Origin of the sequence: Nocardia sp. NPDC051900, from assembly GCF_044452545.1 — a bacterium.
GTDB lineage: Bacteria > Actinomycetota > Actinomycetes > Mycobacteriales > Mycobacteriaceae > Nocardia > Nocardia sichangensis.
Map to the genome: position 1 here is coordinate 380326 of NZ_JBITBU010000005.1, position 16022 is coordinate 396347.

Consider the following 16022-nt stretch of genomic DNA (forward strand, 5'->3'; position numbering starts at 1 on the left):
GACAACTCGCGCCCCTGATGTTCAACGAATTCGCTTAGGGCTCTGCCGAACTCGGCGCGCTCATGCGCTGTGCCCGATCAGCACAACCCTTGCTGCTCGAGGCGCCCGGAATCGATGGCGTAGGAGGAGGCTCCGATGGCGGCGCCGATCAGGCCGACGATGATCGCGCCGGGGATCGCGCCGACGAAGAAGACGGGCAGGCCGACCAGCGCGCCGATGGCGGCGCCGATCGCCGCGCCGATTCCCGTGCGCAGTTCGATCGTGTCGCCGGGCGGCAGGCACGCCTTGATGTAGGTCACCTGCGGGGCCTCGCTGGTCGCCGCGGCGATCGGTTCGGTGCGATCGACGGGCGCGGCCGACGCGGTGGCGGCGAATCCGACGGTGAGCGCGGTTGCGACCAGTGCGCTGACCACCGTCACGGCCAGCTTCATGAAAGCGTTCAACTGTTTCCCTGAATGTTCGCGGTGGACACGTGACCTGATGCGCTCCGGGTTCCCGCTCCGGAACGTGCGCTGTCACGCATCCGATCATCATCGCTGGAGTTTTGCGGTGTGCCAAGACCTGACGCTCGAATAGCCTGCGCCGGTGCCAACTCCGAGCGTCTTCGCATCGATGTCACACTCGCCGGCGTCGCGTCGTCCTTCCTGTGAACGCGAAACGACGCAGCGACACAAGGAGTGAGGACCATGGCGAAGGGCACGAAGATCGCGGTAGCGGGCGCGACCGGGCGGTTGGGCAGGCACGTGGTGGATGTGCTGAACGAGCAGGGGCACGACGTGGTCGCCTTCTCCCGGGCCGACGGTGTCGACATCGAGACCGGGCGGGGCCTGGTCGATGCGCTGGATGGTGTGCGCGTCGTGATCGACGTTTCCAGCACGCCGTCCCCGGACCGGGAGGTGGCGACGGCCTTCTTCACCGCGACCGCGCGCAATCTGCACGAAGCGGGACAGAAGGCAGGGGTCGAGCGACTGGTGGTGGCGTCGATCATCGGCATCGACGGCACCACCGCCGGGTACAACGCGGCCAAGCTGGCCCACGAGCGAGCGCTGCTGGAAGGGCCGCTGCCGGTGCAGATCCTGCGTGCGGCGCAGTTCCACGAACTGGTCGAGCTGATGATGGGGTGGGGCACCCAGGGGGACACCGCCTACCTGGCCGAGATGCGCACCCAATTGGTCGCCGCGCGTACCGTCGCCGAGGAACTCGTCCGCCTCGCGCTCGCTCCCGAGATCACCACGGCTCCTTTCCCGGAAATCGCGGGCCCGCAACCGGAAACGATGGCCGGCGCCGCAACCCTGCTTGCCGCCCGCCGCGGCGCGCCCGCACACGTCGTCGAGGTGAGCGACCAGGACAATCCCGACCGTGAGGTGTACGAAAACGGTGGACTTCTCCCCGGCCCGCACGCCAAGCTCGCAGGCCCGACGTTCGCCGAGTGGATCGAGTCCGGCCGGTAGCCACCCGGAGGCATCGAAAACGCGGTCCGCACCGGCGCCGAGGTATGACGCCGGTGCGGATGCGGTGTTCAGCGAGTGCAGGGGAATGCGCTGAACACTGGAAGGCGATGCGGCCCCGAGGGATGCAGGGCGACAGGGCAGCATCGCGTGGTTTCAGTGGGTGGCGGTCAGGTCGTACAAGGCGACCCCGTCCACCTGGATGGCGGTGAAGTTCTCCTCGACCCACTGCGTGATCTGCGCACTGGGGGAGGAGCTGGACGAACCGGGCCCGCCACGGCCGCCGCCGACGAAGTAGTGGATCTTCCCTTCGGCGACGTACTGCTGGAACTGCTCCAGCGTCGGCGAGGGGTCACTGCCGTTGAAGCCGCCGATCGGCATCACCGGAAGTTCGGTGGCCAACTGCAAGCCCGCGGCGCTGTTCGAGCCGATGGCCGCGGCCACCCAGGTGTAGTCGCCGCCGTTCTGCTCGAGCAGGGACACGATCTGCGCGCTCGGTTCGCTCGCCCCGAGGAGGCCGCCCATCCCGCCGCCATTGGGACCAGGACCGCCGTCTCCGGGCATGCCGCCCGGTCCCTGCGGGAACACGGTGCCGTCCGGTGCCTGCCCGCCGGGTGCGGTGCCTTGCGGCGCGATGCCGGGCGGGAAACCCGGCGGTGTCCCCGCGCCGTCAGGAGCTTGCCCGTCTGGCGGCGTACCCGCGCCGCCGGGGGCCTGCCCGTTGGGCGTGGTGCCCTGGCGTCCGCCGCTCGGTGTCCGGCCGCCGGGCGCGGTGCCCTGCGGTCCAGAGCCCGGAAGTCGGCCGCCCGGCTGTGGAATTTCGCCGTCCGGTGCAGTGCCCTGCGGACCCGGCGAACCTCCGCCCGGCGGTGTGCCACCCGGCGCTTGCGCGGCGCCGTCGCGGCCCGTGCTCGTTCCGTTCTGCATGCGGCGACCCATGCCGGGCATGCCTTCGCCCCACGGTGGCCGCCCGCGCATCGCGACGTTCGGCCCCGCCGAAGGAATCGAACCGGCGTGTGGCGTCGCGATGGTGTCGACGGCATAGGCGACAGGCCCGGCCAGGAAGGTGAACGCGACCGCCAGCGCCGACACCACGGCCAGCGCGCGCGGCGCGGGAAAGACCACGGCGAGTGTCGCGAGCACGCCGACGACCAGCACCGTCCAGCGCAGCCACGACTGCCATTCCGGACTGCGCGACAACAGCATCCAGGCGGTCGCCGTGGTGAGACCCACCGCGAGGGCCGACGCCAGCCGCACCCACGGCCGATGCCGCCCCCGCCACGCCAGGACCGCGCCCGCGCCGACCAGCGCGGCGATGGCCGGAGCCAGGGCGACGGTGTAGTACTGGTGGAAGATCCCGGCCATGAAGCTGAACACCAGCCCGGTCGCCAGCAGCCATCCGCCCCAGAGGACGAGCGAAGCGCGCTGCCGGTCGGTACGAGCCGCTTTGCCGCGCAAGAGGATTCCGACGACCAGCGCGACCAGCGCGGCGGGGATCAACCACGCGATCTGACCGCCCTGTGCCGGCTCGAACATCCGCGTGATGCCGGTTTCCCCCCACATGCCGTTGCCGCCCGGCGGCAGCTCACCGCCGCCCGGTACGACACTGCCGCGCTCGTTGCCGTTGAGCCGGCCGAGCCCGTTGTAGCCGAGGGTGAGTTCCAGGATGGAGTTCTCGTGCGAGCCGCCGATCCACGGACGGGACGAGGCGGGCCACAACTCCACCGCGAGCAGCCACCAGCCCGCGGCCAGCACCATCGCGGCCCCGGCCGCGAAAAGTTGCAGGACGCGCTTGCCGAGCTTCGGCGGGCCCGCGAGCAGATAGGTCAGCGCGAGCGCCGGAACCACCAGCAGCACCTGCAATTGTTTGGTGAGGAAGCCGAATCCGATCAGCGCGCCGGTCAGCACCAGCCACCGCCAGCGGCCGTCCTCCACCGCCCGGGTCATCGCCCAGGCGGCGGCGATCATCAAGAACACCAAGAGCGCTTCGGGATTGTTGAAGCGGAACATCAACGCCGCGACCGGCGTCACCGCCAGCGCCAACCCGGCGAGCAATCCGGCCGCGGGCCCGAACGGCCTGCGCACCGTCGCCCACAGCAGTGCCACGCTCGCCACGCCGAGCAGCACCTCCGGCACCAGGATGCTCCAGCTGCCCAGCCCGAAGGCCCGCACCGAAAGCTCCATCAACCACAGCGAGGCGGGTGGTTTGTCCACGGTGATCGAGTTGGCCGCGTCGGAGGCCCCGAAGAAGAACGCCTTCCACGACACCGAGCCCGCCTGCACTGCGGCGGAATAGAACGAATTCGCCCACCCATTGGCGCTCAGGTTGCACAGATAGGCCACCGCCGTGCCGAGCAACAGCGCCGCCAGCGCCGGATACTCCCAGTTCTGTTCGGCCCGGGGCCGCGGTTCGGCCGCGACCGGTTGCGCGGTCAGAGTCGCCGTCATCGACGAACCTCCGTGGCGGGCCCCGATGCGTTCGACGCACGATCGCCTCCGCTGTCGCGGAACACCCAGCGCAGCCCGACGAACCGCAGCAGCGTCGCCACCAGATTGGCCGCCACCAGGACGAACAGTTCCAGATGCACCGAGGAGCCCGGCGCCCACCGATGCAGCGCGAACAATGAACCGCTGGTGAGCGCCAGCCCGATGCCGAAGATCACCAAACCTTGGAACTGGTGCGACACGGCCCCGTTCGAGCCGCGCACGCCGAAGGTGAAGGCCCGGTTGGCCGCCGTGTTGCCCACCGCCGTGATCAGCAGGGCGGCGAAGTTCGCCACTTGCGCGCCGGTCAATGGTTGCAGCGCCACGTAGAGCAGCAGGTAGGCCAGCGTGCTCAACACACCGACGATCGCGAACCGCACCAGCTGACCCACCATGCCCAGCGGCACCCCGGGCACCAGCGGTTCCCGGCCCACCGAGCGGCGCAGTTCCTCCAGCGGCAGCGCGCCGGTCGCCAGCGCCCGACCCAGCCGCCAGATGCCGAGCAGGTCCTTGCGGGCGGTGTCGACGATGTCGACGCGGCTGTCCGGGTCATCGATCCAGTCCACCGGGACCTCGTGAATCCGCAGACCCGCCCGCTCGGCGAGCACCAGCAATTCGGTGTCGAAGAACCATTCCCCGTCGTGCACCAGCGGCAGCAGGCGGCGCGCCACCTCGGTGCGCATCGCCTTGAAGCCGCACTGCGCGTCGGAGAAGTGCGCGCGCAGCGAGGCCTTCAGCAGCAGGTTGTAGCAGCGCGAGATGATCTCGCGCTTGGGTCCGCGCACCACGCGGGACGCGGCGTCGAGCCGGGTGCCGATGGCCAGGTCCGAATGCCCGGTGATCAGCGGCGCGACCAGCGGGAGCAAGGCGTTCAGGTCGGTGGACAGGTCGACGTCCATGTAGGCGACCACCTGCGCGTCCGAGTGTTCCCACACCGCGCGCAGCGCCCGACCGCGCCCCTTGGCGGACAGGTGGACGACGCGCACATCGTCCAATTCCTCCGCGAGCAGCTGGGCGACCTGGAGCGTGGCGTCGGTGCTCGCGTTGTCGGCGACCGTGATGCGCGCCGGGAACGGGAACCCCTCGCGCAGGTGGGCGTGCAGTCTGCGCACGCACACGCCGAGGTCGGTCTCTTCGTTGTAGACGGGTATCACCACGTCCAGCACGGGCGCGCCCGTGGTCTCGGTCCGTTCCGTCGCCGCGACGGTGGAAGTCTCGGTCATGCGAACCAGACTCGACGGCCACACTGCCACCGGGCTGGGCCTCAGCTGTGAGGTTCCTGGTAGCTCGGGATCGCCGGGTGGATGCCCGGCGGACGCCCGGTTATCGGGGCTGCTCGGTGCAGGTAGCATCCGGATTCGTGATGCTGCGCGGCCGGACGGAAGACGACCAGCCGCCGAAACGCGTGGACGCCCGCACCGAGCGCTGGCGCGAGCATCGCAGAAAGGTGCGCGAGGAGTTCGTGGACGCGGCGTTCCGCGCCCTCGACAAATTCGGCCCCGCCGTCAGCATGGGCGACATCGCCAAGGAGGCGGGCGCGGCCAAGCCGAAGCTGTATCGCCATTTCGAGGACAAGACCGACCTCTACAACGCGATCGTGGACCGGGTTCGCGACCTGCTCTGGGAACAGGTCATGACCAGCTTCGACCTGACCGGCGACTCGGCCGGTGACCTGGTGCGCCGCGCCGCGTCCGAATACGTGCTGGTGGTCTCGCGGCAGCCGAACGTCTTCCGGTTCATGCTGCACAGCCACTTCACGCAACGGTCCGACGACGCCGATCGCGCGCTGCAATCGGCCAGGCAGTCCGCCCGGCGCGCCGCCGAGCTGTTCGCAGGCGTAGTGGACGACGAGTCGGTGCGGATCGAAAACGTGCAGCTGGTGATCTATTCGATCTTCGGCGCGGTGGCCTCGGCCACCGATTGGTGGCTGGGAGTGAACCGGCTGGAGCCGCCCGCCATGACGGCCGAGCAGTTCGCCGACTATCTGAGCGAGACCATCTTCGCGCTGGTGGCGGCGAGCGCTCGGCTGCACGGCATCGCCATCGCGGCCGATCGTCCGCTGCACCTCGCTTTTTCCACGTTGTGACCGGAGCGCCCCCCGGGCCGGGCGCCGAGGTCGTGCCGCGTCCACGCCGAACGTCGTTGTTCCGATCGCCTCGCCGTTGAAGCCATCCGTGTCGGCGACGTCTTCAGTATCGCAGCGCCCACCGACAAGAAATGGCGCCGATCAGCTCCGGTGCAACCGCCACAGCGGGGACACCGGCCCATGGCCCGCGCCGAGATCGTAGGACGCGGCCAAGCAGCGGTAGGTCCACTCCTTGGCGAACTCGACCGCTTCGGGCACCGGATAGCCGTGGGCGAGCGCGCAGGCGATCGCGGCGGCCAGCGTGTCGCCGCCGCCGTGGTCGTTGCCGGTCGCGATGCGCGGCGCGGTGAACTCGAGGAATTGCTCGCCGTCGAACAGCAGGTCGGCGCTGTATTCGGAGGAACGCAGATGCCCGCCCTTGACGATCGCCCACCGCGGTCCCAACTTGTGCAGCGCCTCGGCCGCGCGCCGCGCCGAATCGTCGTCCGCTACCTCGATGCCCGTGAGCAGGCGGACCTCGTCCAGGTTCGGCGTCACGACGGTCGCGAGCGGAATCAGGGTGTTGCGCAGCGCGTCCAGCGCTTCGGCGTGCAGCAGCGGGTCGCCGTGCATCGAGGCCGCCACCGGATCGACGACCAGCGGAATCTCGCCATCGCGGCCGATGCCGACCTCCCGGCACACCTCCGCGACCGCCTCGATGATCGCGGTCGAGGCCAGCATGCCGGTCTTCGCGGCGCCGACGCCGATGTCCCCGGCGACCGAGCGCACCTGAGCGGCTACGACCTGCGGCGGAATCTCGTGGAAACCGCTGACGCCCACCGTGTTCTGCACGGTGACCGCCGCGACCGCGACCAGGGCGTGCACGCCGCACAGCGCCATGGTGCGGGTATCGGCTTGGATTCCGGCGCCTCCGCCGGAATCGGTACCGGCGATGGTGAGCGCCCGGACGGGGGTCTGCCCCTCGGCGGGCAATGGCAGCAATTTCACGACCCAAACCCTACGGCGACGTCGTTCTCCCGCTACGGGCAACCGGACCCGCCCGGCGGGCATAAAATGAAAATCGTTATCATTAACTTCATGGACTCCGACCTGCTTCCCGTCACCGTGCTGTCCGGCTTCCTCGGTGCGGGCAAGACGACGCTGCTCAACCACATCCTCGCCAACCGGGAGGGCCGCCGGGTCGCGGTCATCGTCAACGACATGAGTGAGGTGAACATCGACGCCGCGCTGGTCGCGGGCCAAGGCCACCTCGACCGCACCGAAGAGAAGCTGGTCGAACTGACCAACGGCTGCATCTGCTGCACCCTGCGCGAGGACCTGATCGAGGCGGTGGCCCGGCTCGCTCGCGCGGGACGGTTCGATCAGCTGGTGATCGAGTCCACCGGCATCTCCGAGCCGATGCCGGTGGCCGCGACCTTCGACTGGGAGTTCGAGGACGGGTTCCGGCTCGGCGACGTCGCCCGGCTGGACACCATGGTGACCGTGGTCGACGCCTCGACCTTCCTCGCGGAAGTGGCGCGCGGCCAAGCGCTGGCCGAGCGGAATCTGGAAGCGGGGGAGGGCGACGCGCGCACCATCGCCGACCTCCTGGTGGATCAGGTCGAGTTCGCCGACGTCGTGCTCGTCAACAAGACCGACCTGGTGGGCGTCGCGGCGGCGGGTGCGGTGGAGGCCACGGTGCGCAGGCTCAATCCGCGCGCGCACGTGCTGCGCACCACTAACGGTGTGGTCGACCTGCGCGAGGTGCTCGACACCGGCCGCTACAACCCGCTTGTCGCCGCGGCGGCCGAGGGTTGGGCGGAGGAACTCGCAGGCGGCCACACGCCGGAGACCGAGGAGTACGGCATCCGCAACCTCACCTACACCGCCGACCGGCCGTTCCATCCACTGCGCCTTTCCGACGCGCTGGAGCGGTTGCGTGGTCTGCTGCGCAGCAAGGGATTCTGCTGGATCGCGAGCCGCTCGACGCTGGCGGCGGTGTGGTCGCAAGCGGGACCGAACCTGGTTTTCGAACCCGCCGCCTGGTGGTCGTCGCTGGAGGTGCCGCCGGGGCAGGAGATCGTGTTCATCGGGATCGGGCTGGACTGCGAAAAGGTGCGTGCTCTGCTGGACGGCGCCCTGCTCACCGAGGCAGAGTTCGCCGAGGGACCGGGTGCGTGGGCGGAGTATCCCGATCCGTTCCCGGCCTGGGGCGAACTGCACGAGCACGCATGAGGTTGCGTCGGCCCACGCTCCAGGCACGAGCCGCTTTCGGGCCGCCGCACGGCGCGCTCAGTTCGAGATACCGGGCGCCTGGCGAAGGTAGGTGGTGTCGGTCAGTTGCTCGATCATGAAGTCGGCGATGTCGGCGCGGGCGATCTTCAGGGTGAGTCCGCGCTCGCCCGCCGGGAATCCGCGCCGGTAGCTGCCGGTGGCCGGTCCGTCGGTGAACGCGCTCGGCCGCACGATCGTCCAGTCCAGGTCGCTGGCCAGGACGTACTCCTCCTGCTCGACGTGGTCGGCATAGGCCGGGCGCAGCAGCAACCCGAACATCACGTACTTCCACAGGAAGTTCAGGTTGCCCTTGCTGTCGCCCACGCCGAGCGTCGTCTGGCAGATCAGCCGTTTCACGCCCGTGCGCCGCATCGCTTCGATGATCGCTTTGGTGCCGCCCGCCCGGACCACGCCCTTGCGGCCGTTGCCGAGCGAGACCAGCACCGCGTCCTGTCCCTCCACCGCGCGCTGCACCGAATCGGTGTCCAGCACATCGCCTTCCGCGACGCGCAGCCGCTCGTGCCGCTGCGTGACGCTCGCGGCGCTGCGGGTGAAGGCCGTCACCTCGTGGCCCTCCCGCAGCGCCCGCTCGACGACGAGACGACCGACGGTACCGGTGGCTCCGAAGACCGCGATTCGCATGGTTTCTCTCCTTGTTCGAAAGCTGTTGTGCTGTTGATGAATCCAGTACATCAGCGGGAATCGAGACGAACCATGGCCGCGGCTCTCGATGCCATAAGCGACTGTCTCAGCGCAGCTTCGCGAAGAACTCCGTGATCTCCTCCGTCATGAGCGCGGGCGCCACATGGTGCAGGTAGTGAGTGAACACATCGTGCGTGCGCCACGAGACGATGTTGTGATCGCGCTCGGCGAAGCGCCGGATGCCGTGGAAATCGCCGGAGGAGCCGCACAGCGCGAGCGGAACCGTGGTCGGCGCGGTAGGGTGCTCGGCCTTGTCCTTCTCGAAGTAGTGCCGGATCGCCGAGCCCGCGGTGCCGGTGAGCCAGTGGATCGCGATATTGGTCAGCACGAAGTCGTCGTCCAGATCCGGGCCGAGCAGTTGGCCGTTCCAGCCGACCAATCCGGCGGGCGAATCCGTGATCGCGTGCGCCAGCGTCTGCGGCTGCTGGGATTGCAGCACGTTGAAGCCCATCTTGTTCTTCACGAACCAGTCCAGGGTGGCCAGCGACCGCTGCTCGTCCTCGTCGAGATCGGCCAGTTCGGCCGGGTCGCCGGACGGGAACGAGTACACCTGCGCGACGTGCACGCCGACGACGTTCTCCGGAGCCACCCGCCCGAGTTCCGGCGAGATCTGCGATCCGCCGTCGTTGCCCACCGCGCCGTAGCGGGCGTAGCCGAGCCGCCGCATCAACTCGGCCCAGGCGCGGGCGATGCGAGCGTCGTTCCAGCCCGCCTCGGTGGTGGGGCCGGAGAAGCCGTATCCCGGTACCGAAGGGATCACCAGATCGAATCCGGCCGTCGTGAGCGGCTCGATGACGCCGACGAACTCGACGAAAGTGCCGGGCCAGCCGTGCGTGAGGATCAGCGGGAACGCGTCCTCCTGTGCGGATTTCACGTGCAGGAAGTGGATGTTCTGACCGTCGATCTCGGTGGTGAACTGGGGGTAGGCGTTCAGCGCGTTCTCGACCGCGCGCCAGTCGAACCCGTCGCGCCAGTAATCGACCAGGTGGCGCACGCGCTCGACGCTCACCCCATAGGTGTCGCCCGAGCCGGGGATCTGCTGAGCCCACCGGGTACGTGCGAGCCGGTCGCGCAGATCGTCCAGCTCGGCCTGGTCGACGTCGATGCGGAAGGGGGTGATCGCGGTCATGTCCTGCTCCTAGTGAAACGGAATGCTCTGTTCTGTTCAACTGTAACAGAACGGATCATTCCGTTTCAAGTGCTACGCTGAATTCATGCCGAGAACATCCGACGCCCCAGCTCAGAAGGGTCTGCCCGGCCGCAAGGCGCAGGCGGCCCGCAACGACGGCTTGATCCTGGAGGCCGCCCGCGTGGTCTTCCTCGCCGACGCGACGGCCCCGATCTCCGCCGTCGCCGAACGCGCGGGCGTCGGGATCAGCGCGCTCTACCGCCGCTATCCGAGCAAGGAAGTGCTGCTGCGCACGCTCTGCCATGACGGTCTGCGCCGATACAACGAGGAGGCCGAAGCGGCGCTGGAGGATTCGGACGGATGGCGCGGACTCGTCGGCTTCTTGGAGCGCGTGGTGGACGCGGACGTGCATTCCCTCGCCGTGCACCTCGCGGGCACGTTCACGCCCGACGAATCGATCCTCCCCGACGTCCTGCGCTCCGGCGAGGCGACCGAGGAGCTCGTGCGCCGCGCCCACGCCACCGGCAAGCTGCGTCCCGACGTCACCCCGCAGGACCTCGGCCTGATCCTGGAATCCTGCGCGGCGGTCGCGGTGCCCGACCCCGAGCGCACCGTCCAGTTGCGTCGCCGCGTGCTCGCGATGCTCGTCGCCGGACTGAGCTCCGACGGCGAACTCCCCGGCCCACCGCCCGCGCCGGACGAGTTCTCCTGGCGGTGGGCACGGCGATGAATTTCCCGGGGTGAACCGGTCCGCACTGGTACGAATACCGCAGTCCGCCGAAAGGAAGTGCCGTGAACTGGACACTCGAGGTCGTGATCGTGCCCGTGTCGGACATCGACCGAGCCAAGCGGTTCTACGCGGAGCAACTGGGCTTCGCCGTCGACCACGACACGAAGATCGCCGAGGGCGTGCGCATAGTGCAGCTCACCCCGCCCGGCTCGGGCTGCTCGATCGTGATCGGCAAGGGCGCGGTGCCGGACATGCGCCCCGGATCCCAACAAGGCCTCCAGCTGGTAGTCAACGACCTGCGCAAAGCCCATGAGGAACTGACTTCCCGCAGCGTCGAAATCACCGAAATCAAAGTCCTCGGCGAGAATCCGACCCCCATGCCCGACCCTCTGGACAACGTCGGATTCTTCTTCTTCACCGACCCGGACGGCAACGGCTGGGCCGTCCAACAGATCTCGACCCGTCCGTGAACGCGTCGGTGACGAACGCCGAGTGGGTCTGCCTCGGTTATCGGTTGCCGAGGAAGAGGGTTTGCGTGCTGCGGCCCAAGGGACCCTTTTCGTCGTAGAGCGCTGATTCCGCCATACCTATGCCATGGGGTTGGGGGTAGGTGACGGCGTCGAGGCAGACCCATTCGCCCGCCGGCTGGCGGTACAGGGTGACGGTCAGGTCGGTGTTGATGAAAAGGTACTTCGACCAGTCCAGGACCGCGCTCACGCCGTTGCCGGAATCCGCGGCCGCGAGGGTGCGCTCCAGCGGGCTCGGGTCGGTGCCCGCGACGATCGGGTGCTTGATCCTGATCCAGCAGATCGCCGGGCCTGGTTCGGAGAAGGATCCGCTGACGAAGCGGTAATCGATGGCCGTGTGGAACCCGATCGGCTGGGTGGACGGGAACGGCTCGGGCGCGTCCGCCTGCTCCGGGCCGGGGCGTGAGCCCGTCGGCAAGAAGCGTTCCGGCAGCGGCAATTCCGGCTCGGCCAGCTTGAATCGCCACGCATTCGCCCGCATCACCGGCCCGCGCTCGGTCGACAGTGTCGCCTCGATGAGTTCGACGCTGCGACCGGGACGCGCGACGCGCGCCTGCGCGCTGAGCGGTTCCAACGGCACCGGGCCGAGGATCTCGACGGCGACCCGGCCGACCTGGAACCCGGGCCGTGGCTCGCACCGCTCGATCACGTGCGCGAGCAGCGCCGACGGTGGACCGGCGTGCTGGGCGTCCGGCGACCAGGGGCCACGGGTGAACTCGGTCGAGATGAATCGGTCCGGCCGATCGGGATCGGGTAGGTAGAAGGCGTCAGTCATGACCGTGCCTCGCCCGCGGTGGGCTCAGTGCGCGCCCGCGCGCGGTGTCCTCGGTTGCTTCGCTGACGCTCGCTCACGTCGCTGTCCATCCTTCGGGCCGATCGGTCGCTTGCACAACGACGGTAACCCGCCCCGGAACGGGCTCGGGATCAGACCCGGCCGAACGCGAGCGCGACGTTGTGCCCGCCGAAACCGAACGAGTTGTTCAGTGCGAAATCGATGTGTTGAGTCCGCGGCGCGCCGGAGACGATGTCGAGATCGATCGCCGGATCGAGGTTGTCGAGGTTCAACGTCGGCGGGACGACCTGATCCCGCAGGGTGAGCATGGTGACCAGCGATTCCAACGCGCCGACCGCCCCGATCGAGTGCCCCAGCGCGGATTTCGGAGCGTAGACCGAGGCGTCGGGCGCGACGGAGGTGATCGCGTTGGCTTCCGAGGCGTCGCCGATGGAGGTCGACGTAGCGTGGGCGTTCACATGCTGGATATCCGAAGCCCGCAGTCCTGCGGTTTCGATGGCCTTGCGCATCGCGCGGGCAGCGCCGAGCCCTTCCGGCTCGGAGGCGACGATGTGATAGGCGTCGGAGGTGATGCCCGCGCCGAGCACCCGCCCGTGCACGGTCGCGCCGCGCGCGCGTGCGTGCCGCTCCGATTCGAGCACCAGCAGCGCGCCCGCCTCGCCGAAGACGAACCCGTCGCGGTCCCGGTCGAACGGGCGGGACGCGCGTTCCGGTTCGTCGTTGCGGGTGCTCATGGCGCGCATCATGGCGAAGCTCGCGATGGGCACGGCATCGATGTGTCCTTCGACCCCGCCCGCCACCACTACGTCCGCCTCGCCGGTGGTGATCAGCCGCCAGGCGTGCGCGATCGCCTCCGAACCCGACGAACATGCCGAGACCGGAGCGAAAACTCCTGCTCTGGCACCGATTTCGAGCCCGACGGTGGCGGCGGGACCGTTCGGCATCACCATCGGCACCGACATTGGCGACACCTTGCGGTAGCCGCCCGCGCGCATCGCGTCGACCGCGGAGATCAGCGCGTCACCACCGCCGAGCCCGGTGCCGATCGCCACCGCCAAGCGTTCGCCGTCCACCTCGGGCGCGCCCGCCGCGCGCCAGACCCGGCGGCCGAGCACCAGGGCCATCTGCTCGACGTAGGAATGCCTGCGCTGTTCGACCCGGGACAGTTCCCCGCCGGGCTGTGACTTCAACTTGCCGCCGATGCGGACCGGCAGGTCGTACTCGGCCACGAAATCGTCATCCAACGCGCCGATCCCGCTGTGCCCCGCCAGCAAACCGGACCAGGTCGTATCCATGTCGTCGGCCAGCGACGTGGTCGCCGCGTATCCGGTGACCACGACCGAATTCCGAGTTTCTGAAGCGATTGTTACAGTCACGATGTCATGAATACCTGTACCGATCGCTACAGTCAACCCATGGCCCGCCCCCTCGACCACGCCAAACGCGCCGAACTGCTCGCCGCCGTCGTGCGCTACATCGCCGATCACGGTCTCGCGGACCTGTCGCTGCGCCCGCTGGCCGCCGAACTCGGCACCAGCTCCCGCATGCTGATCTACTACTTCACGACCAAGGAGGAATTGCTGGTCCAAGCGCTGGCGACGCAGCGCCCCGACATCGCGGCGATGTTCGCCGACATCGGTGACGCTGCGGAACTGCGCGACCGGCTGTGGGATTTCTGGACCGCGAACGCCTCGGGCGGCGGCCGCACCAGCGTCAGGGTGATGCTTCAGGTGCTCGGCGCGGCCTGTGCGCCGCGCAGTCCGTACGCCGATTACGCCAACTCGGCCATCGCGATCTTCGTCTCGGCGCTGGCCGACGGGCTGCGCGTCATCGATTCCATTGACGACCCGGAAATTGTCGCCACACTGCTGATTTCGGGTCTGCGCGGAATTCTGCAAGACCGGCTGATCACCGGCGAGGTCGAGCGCACCGATCGCGCGGCCCGCCGTCTGATCGAACAGACGGTGCTCTGAACAGTTTTATCGGCGCATCGGCGGTGGGCAGAGTCCGAGCCGTCGCGCGGTCGGTGGCGGTGGAATCTGGTAGCGACGCTGCTGCTCGGCACGGCCGTGGCCCGCGCTTCCGACTAGCTCTGCGACTAGGGCGGGGTGATCGGATCGCTCGCCTCGCGCGGAGGCGATCACTCGGTGCGTGACCCCGGGTACGCGTGCGCGAAGAGGCGTTCGAGCATCGCATGCAGCTGCTCCCGCTCCGCAGGGTCGAGCGGGGCGAGGATCTCGTCGCCGACCCGACCGGCTTCGCGATCGAGGGAACGCAACGCGGTACGGCCGGTTCGGGTGAGGCGCACGGTGATGCGGCGACGGTCGCGCTCGTCCCGCGCCCGTTCCACCTGACCGGCGGCTTCGAGTTCGTCGACGATCTTGGCCACGTCGCTGGGGTGGATGACCAGGCGCTCGGCCAAGTCCCGCTGGGCGTGCGGGCCGAAATCGGCGAGCGCCGCGAGGATCGCCATGTGCCACAGGCGCATGCCGCGCGCGGCGAGGCGGTCGGCGAACCCGGTGCGCGCGGCCTTGCCGACCCGCGACAGGAGGTAGATGTCGAGGCCGAGCAGGCTCGGTGGGAGTGCGCGTCCGGTATCCATCGACCTATTGTAGGGGCAAACCTACAATAGGTCAGCACCAACTAATTGGAGATCACCGTGGACGCGCTACATCCGAGACTCCTGGTCACCCGCTTCGCCGAATGCTTCGAGTTCTACGCGGCGGTGCTGCCAGAGCTGATCGGGGCAACCCTCGTCAAGGGAACCGCCGCCGGTCCATACGCGAACTGGGACGTCGCGGACCAAGGCGTACTAGTGCTCTTCGACCGCGCCGCGATGGCGGAGGTCATCGGCACGTCTACGCTGCCTGCCACACCGTCGCAGGACACGGTGATGTTCGTCTGCCGAGTGCCCGACGTCGACGCGGGCGCGAAGCTGTGCGCCGACCACGGCGCGACCGTTGTCGCGGGCCCAACCGACCGCCCACAATGGGGCCCCGGTCTGCGCACCGCACACCTGCGCGACCCGGAGGGCACACTGATCGAACTTCAGTCGTACTGAGTACTCGAAGATCAGACGCGTAATGCGGTGAGCGGCACCAACGACCTGCCGCACCTCAGACGGAGTGGCCGCCGCCAGGCGCGGTCGCCTGCGCGGGCGCCGGCCGTGAGCTAGCCTGCGGGTTCGACCCGGAAGACCGGGTATTGGTCGGCGATCCGCGCGAACTCATCGAACGGAGCGGTGCGGTCGATCGGAAAGTGTGGGCGGGCCCCGGGAGCGACGGCAAGGTAGCGGCGCAGGATCGGCGCCCGTTCCCCCGCCTCCACCTCGGTGAGCAGTACCGCTTCGCGGCCGCGCCGGTGTAAGAACGCCCGGCCGTGAGCCGCGTAGACGTTGCGCACCCACCCCGCGTCCCGGCCCAGCATCGACACCAGATATCGCTGACCCTCGTACTCGGCGACCACGATCGGCAGCGTCACCGGACGCCCGGTGCGCCGACCGGCCACTTCGAGAGTCATGGCATAGCCAGGGGACAGCACACCCGCCGAATACATCCACTCCGAAGCGCGGTTCAGCACCCGGGCGAACATCCCCGGCCGGTTATCCCGATACATCCAGCGTTTCGCGGCATAAAGCAGATCCCGCACGCTGTCCATACACCTCACCTACCTCGTGTGCGCCAGCAGCACCGCAAACATTACGGAAGGTCTGCCGCCACCGCGGCTGTTCCACTGCGACACCGACCCCACACTGCACACAGCATTCGAAGTCAGTACCGTCCCGGGGGGGGGGGGGGGGGGGGGGGGGGGGGGGGGGGGGGGGGGGGGGGGGGGGGGGGGGGGGGGGGGCGGGGGGGGGGGGGGGGGGGT

At 68.9% G+C, this 16022-nt stretch carries 17 protein-coding genes; 7 read left to right on the forward strand and 10 right to left on the reverse strand.

The window, feature by feature from the left end:
- Window positions 1-77: 77 nt before the first annotated feature.
- Complete coding sequence (locus ACIA5H_RS10920; RefSeq protein WP_379249111.1) at window positions 78-443, reverse strand: hypothetical protein; 366 nt, start codon at window positions 441-443, stop codon at window positions 78-80.
- Between the two features lie 243 nt (window positions 444-686).
- Here ACIA5H_RS10920 and ACIA5H_RS10925 point away from each other — a divergent pair, with 243 nt between their 5' ends.
- A complete protein-coding gene (locus ACIA5H_RS10925; protein WP_397075451.1) occupies window positions 687-1451 on the forward strand; it encodes an SDR family oxidoreductase in 765 nt (254 codons plus the stop codon).
- Between the two features lie 153 nt (window positions 1452-1604).
- On the opposite strand, the gene ACIA5H_RS10930 is transcribed toward ACIA5H_RS10925, so the two are convergent.
- Window positions 1605-3896: a glycosyltransferase family 39 protein gene (locus tag ACIA5H_RS10930; RefSeq protein WP_397075453.1), complete on the reverse strand. Its 2292-nt coding sequence runs from the start codon at window positions 3894-3896 to the stop codon at window positions 1605-1607.
- On the reverse strand, window positions 3893-5155 hold the full coding sequence (locus ACIA5H_RS10935; RefSeq protein WP_397075455.1) for a glycosyltransferase: 1263 nt from the start codon (window positions 5153-5155) through the stop codon (window positions 3893-3895). Before ACIA5H_RS10935 ends, ACIA5H_RS10930 begins: the two co-directional genes overlap by 4 nt.
- Before the next feature lie 116 nt (window positions 5156-5271).
- Here ACIA5H_RS10935 and ACIA5H_RS10940 point away from each other — a divergent pair, with 116 nt between their 5' ends.
- Window positions 5272-6018 carry a TetR/AcrR family transcriptional regulator gene (locus ACIA5H_RS10940; RefSeq protein ID WP_355071614.1) on the forward strand — a complete coding sequence of 249 codons (747 nt, stop codon included), beginning with the start codon at window positions 5272-5274 and terminating at the stop codon, window positions 6016-6018.
- Between the two features lie 141 nt (window positions 6019-6159).
- On the opposite strand, the gene thiD is transcribed toward ACIA5H_RS10940, so the two are convergent.
- Window positions 6160-7005 carry a bifunctional hydroxymethylpyrimidine kinase/phosphomethylpyrimidine kinase gene (gene thiD, locus ACIA5H_RS10945; protein ID WP_355071616.1) on the reverse strand — a complete coding sequence of 282 codons (846 nt, stop codon included), beginning with the start codon at window positions 7003-7005 and terminating at the stop codon, window positions 6160-6162.
- Between the two features lie 90 nt (window positions 7006-7095).
- On the opposite strand from thiD, the gene ACIA5H_RS10950 reads away from it, so the two are divergent.
- Complete coding sequence (locus tag ACIA5H_RS10950; RefSeq protein ID WP_397075458.1) at window positions 7096-8232, forward strand: GTP-binding protein; 1137 nt, start codon at window positions 7096-7098, stop codon at window positions 8230-8232.
- A 57-nt stretch (window positions 8233-8289) separates the two neighbouring features.
- Here the strand turns inward: ACIA5H_RS10950 and ACIA5H_RS10955 are convergent, their stop codons facing one another.
- The gene (locus ACIA5H_RS10955; RefSeq protein WP_397075461.1) at window positions 8290-8913 is read right to left on the reverse strand and encodes an NAD(P)-dependent oxidoreductase; all 624 of its coding nucleotides are present in this window, start codon (window positions 8911-8913) and stop codon (window positions 8290-8292) included.
- Between the two features lie 106 nt (window positions 8914-9019).
- A complete protein-coding gene (locus ACIA5H_RS10960; RefSeq protein ID WP_379249088.1) occupies window positions 9020-10102 on the reverse strand; it encodes an epoxide hydrolase family protein in 1083 nt (360 codons plus the stop codon).
- A gap of 85 nt (window positions 10103-10187) precedes the next feature.
- Here ACIA5H_RS10960 and ACIA5H_RS10965 point away from each other — a divergent pair, with 85 nt between their 5' ends.
- Together ACIA5H_RS10965 and ACIA5H_RS10970 are read left to right on the forward strand one after the other, a co-directional pair.
- Window positions 10188-10832 carry a TetR/AcrR family transcriptional regulator gene (locus tag ACIA5H_RS10965; RefSeq protein ID WP_397075463.1) on the forward strand — a complete coding sequence of 215 codons (645 nt, stop codon included), beginning with the start codon at window positions 10188-10190 and terminating at the stop codon, window positions 10830-10832.
- A gap of 62 nt (window positions 10833-10894) precedes the next feature.
- Complete coding sequence (locus ACIA5H_RS10970; protein ID WP_397075465.1) at window positions 10895-11302, forward strand: VOC family protein; 408 nt, start codon at window positions 10895-10897, stop codon at window positions 11300-11302.
- 37 nt (window positions 11303-11339) lie between these two features.
- On the opposite strand, the gene ACIA5H_RS10975 is transcribed toward ACIA5H_RS10970, so the two are convergent.
- Together ACIA5H_RS10975 and ACIA5H_RS10980 are read right to left on the reverse strand one after the other, a co-directional pair.
- Window positions 11340-12134 carry a thioesterase family protein gene (locus tag ACIA5H_RS10975; protein WP_379249082.1) on the reverse strand — a complete coding sequence of 265 codons (795 nt, stop codon included), beginning with the start codon at window positions 12132-12134 and terminating at the stop codon, window positions 11340-11342.
- Window positions 12135-12283: 149 nt separating this feature from the next.
- Window positions 12284-13528 carry a KasA/KasB family beta-ketoacyl-ACP synthase gene (locus ACIA5H_RS10980; protein ID WP_397075468.1) on the reverse strand — a complete coding sequence of 415 codons (1245 nt, stop codon included), beginning with the start codon at window positions 13526-13528 and terminating at the stop codon, window positions 12284-12286.
- Between the two features lie 39 nt (window positions 13529-13567).
- On the opposite strand from ACIA5H_RS10980, the gene ACIA5H_RS10985 reads away from it, so the two are divergent.
- The gene (locus tag ACIA5H_RS10985; RefSeq protein WP_379249066.1) at window positions 13568-14125 is read left to right on the forward strand and encodes a TetR/AcrR family transcriptional regulator; all 558 of its coding nucleotides are present in this window, start codon (window positions 13568-13570) and stop codon (window positions 14123-14125) included.
- A gap of 167 nt (window positions 14126-14292) precedes the next feature.
- On the opposite strand, the gene ACIA5H_RS10990 is transcribed toward ACIA5H_RS10985, so the two are convergent.
- Entirely contained in the window at window positions 14293-14754 is a 462-nt protein-coding gene (locus tag ACIA5H_RS10990; RefSeq protein WP_397075474.1) for a MarR family winged helix-turn-helix transcriptional regulator, read from the reverse strand.
- A 57-nt stretch (window positions 14755-14811) separates the two neighbouring features.
- Between ACIA5H_RS10990 and ACIA5H_RS10995 the strand changes: the two genes are divergently transcribed.
- Window positions 14812-15213 carry a VOC family protein gene (locus tag ACIA5H_RS10995; RefSeq protein ID WP_397075476.1) on the forward strand — a complete coding sequence of 134 codons (402 nt, stop codon included), beginning with the start codon at window positions 14812-14814 and terminating at the stop codon, window positions 15211-15213.
- A 110-nt stretch (window positions 15214-15323) separates the two neighbouring features.
- Here the strand turns inward: ACIA5H_RS10995 and ACIA5H_RS11000 are convergent, their stop codons facing one another.
- A complete protein-coding gene (locus ACIA5H_RS11000) occupies window positions 15324-15809 on the reverse strand; it encodes a nitroreductase/quinone reductase family protein (RefSeq protein WP_397075478.1) in 486 nt (161 codons plus the stop codon).
- Window positions 15810-16022 lie beyond the last annotated feature (213 nt).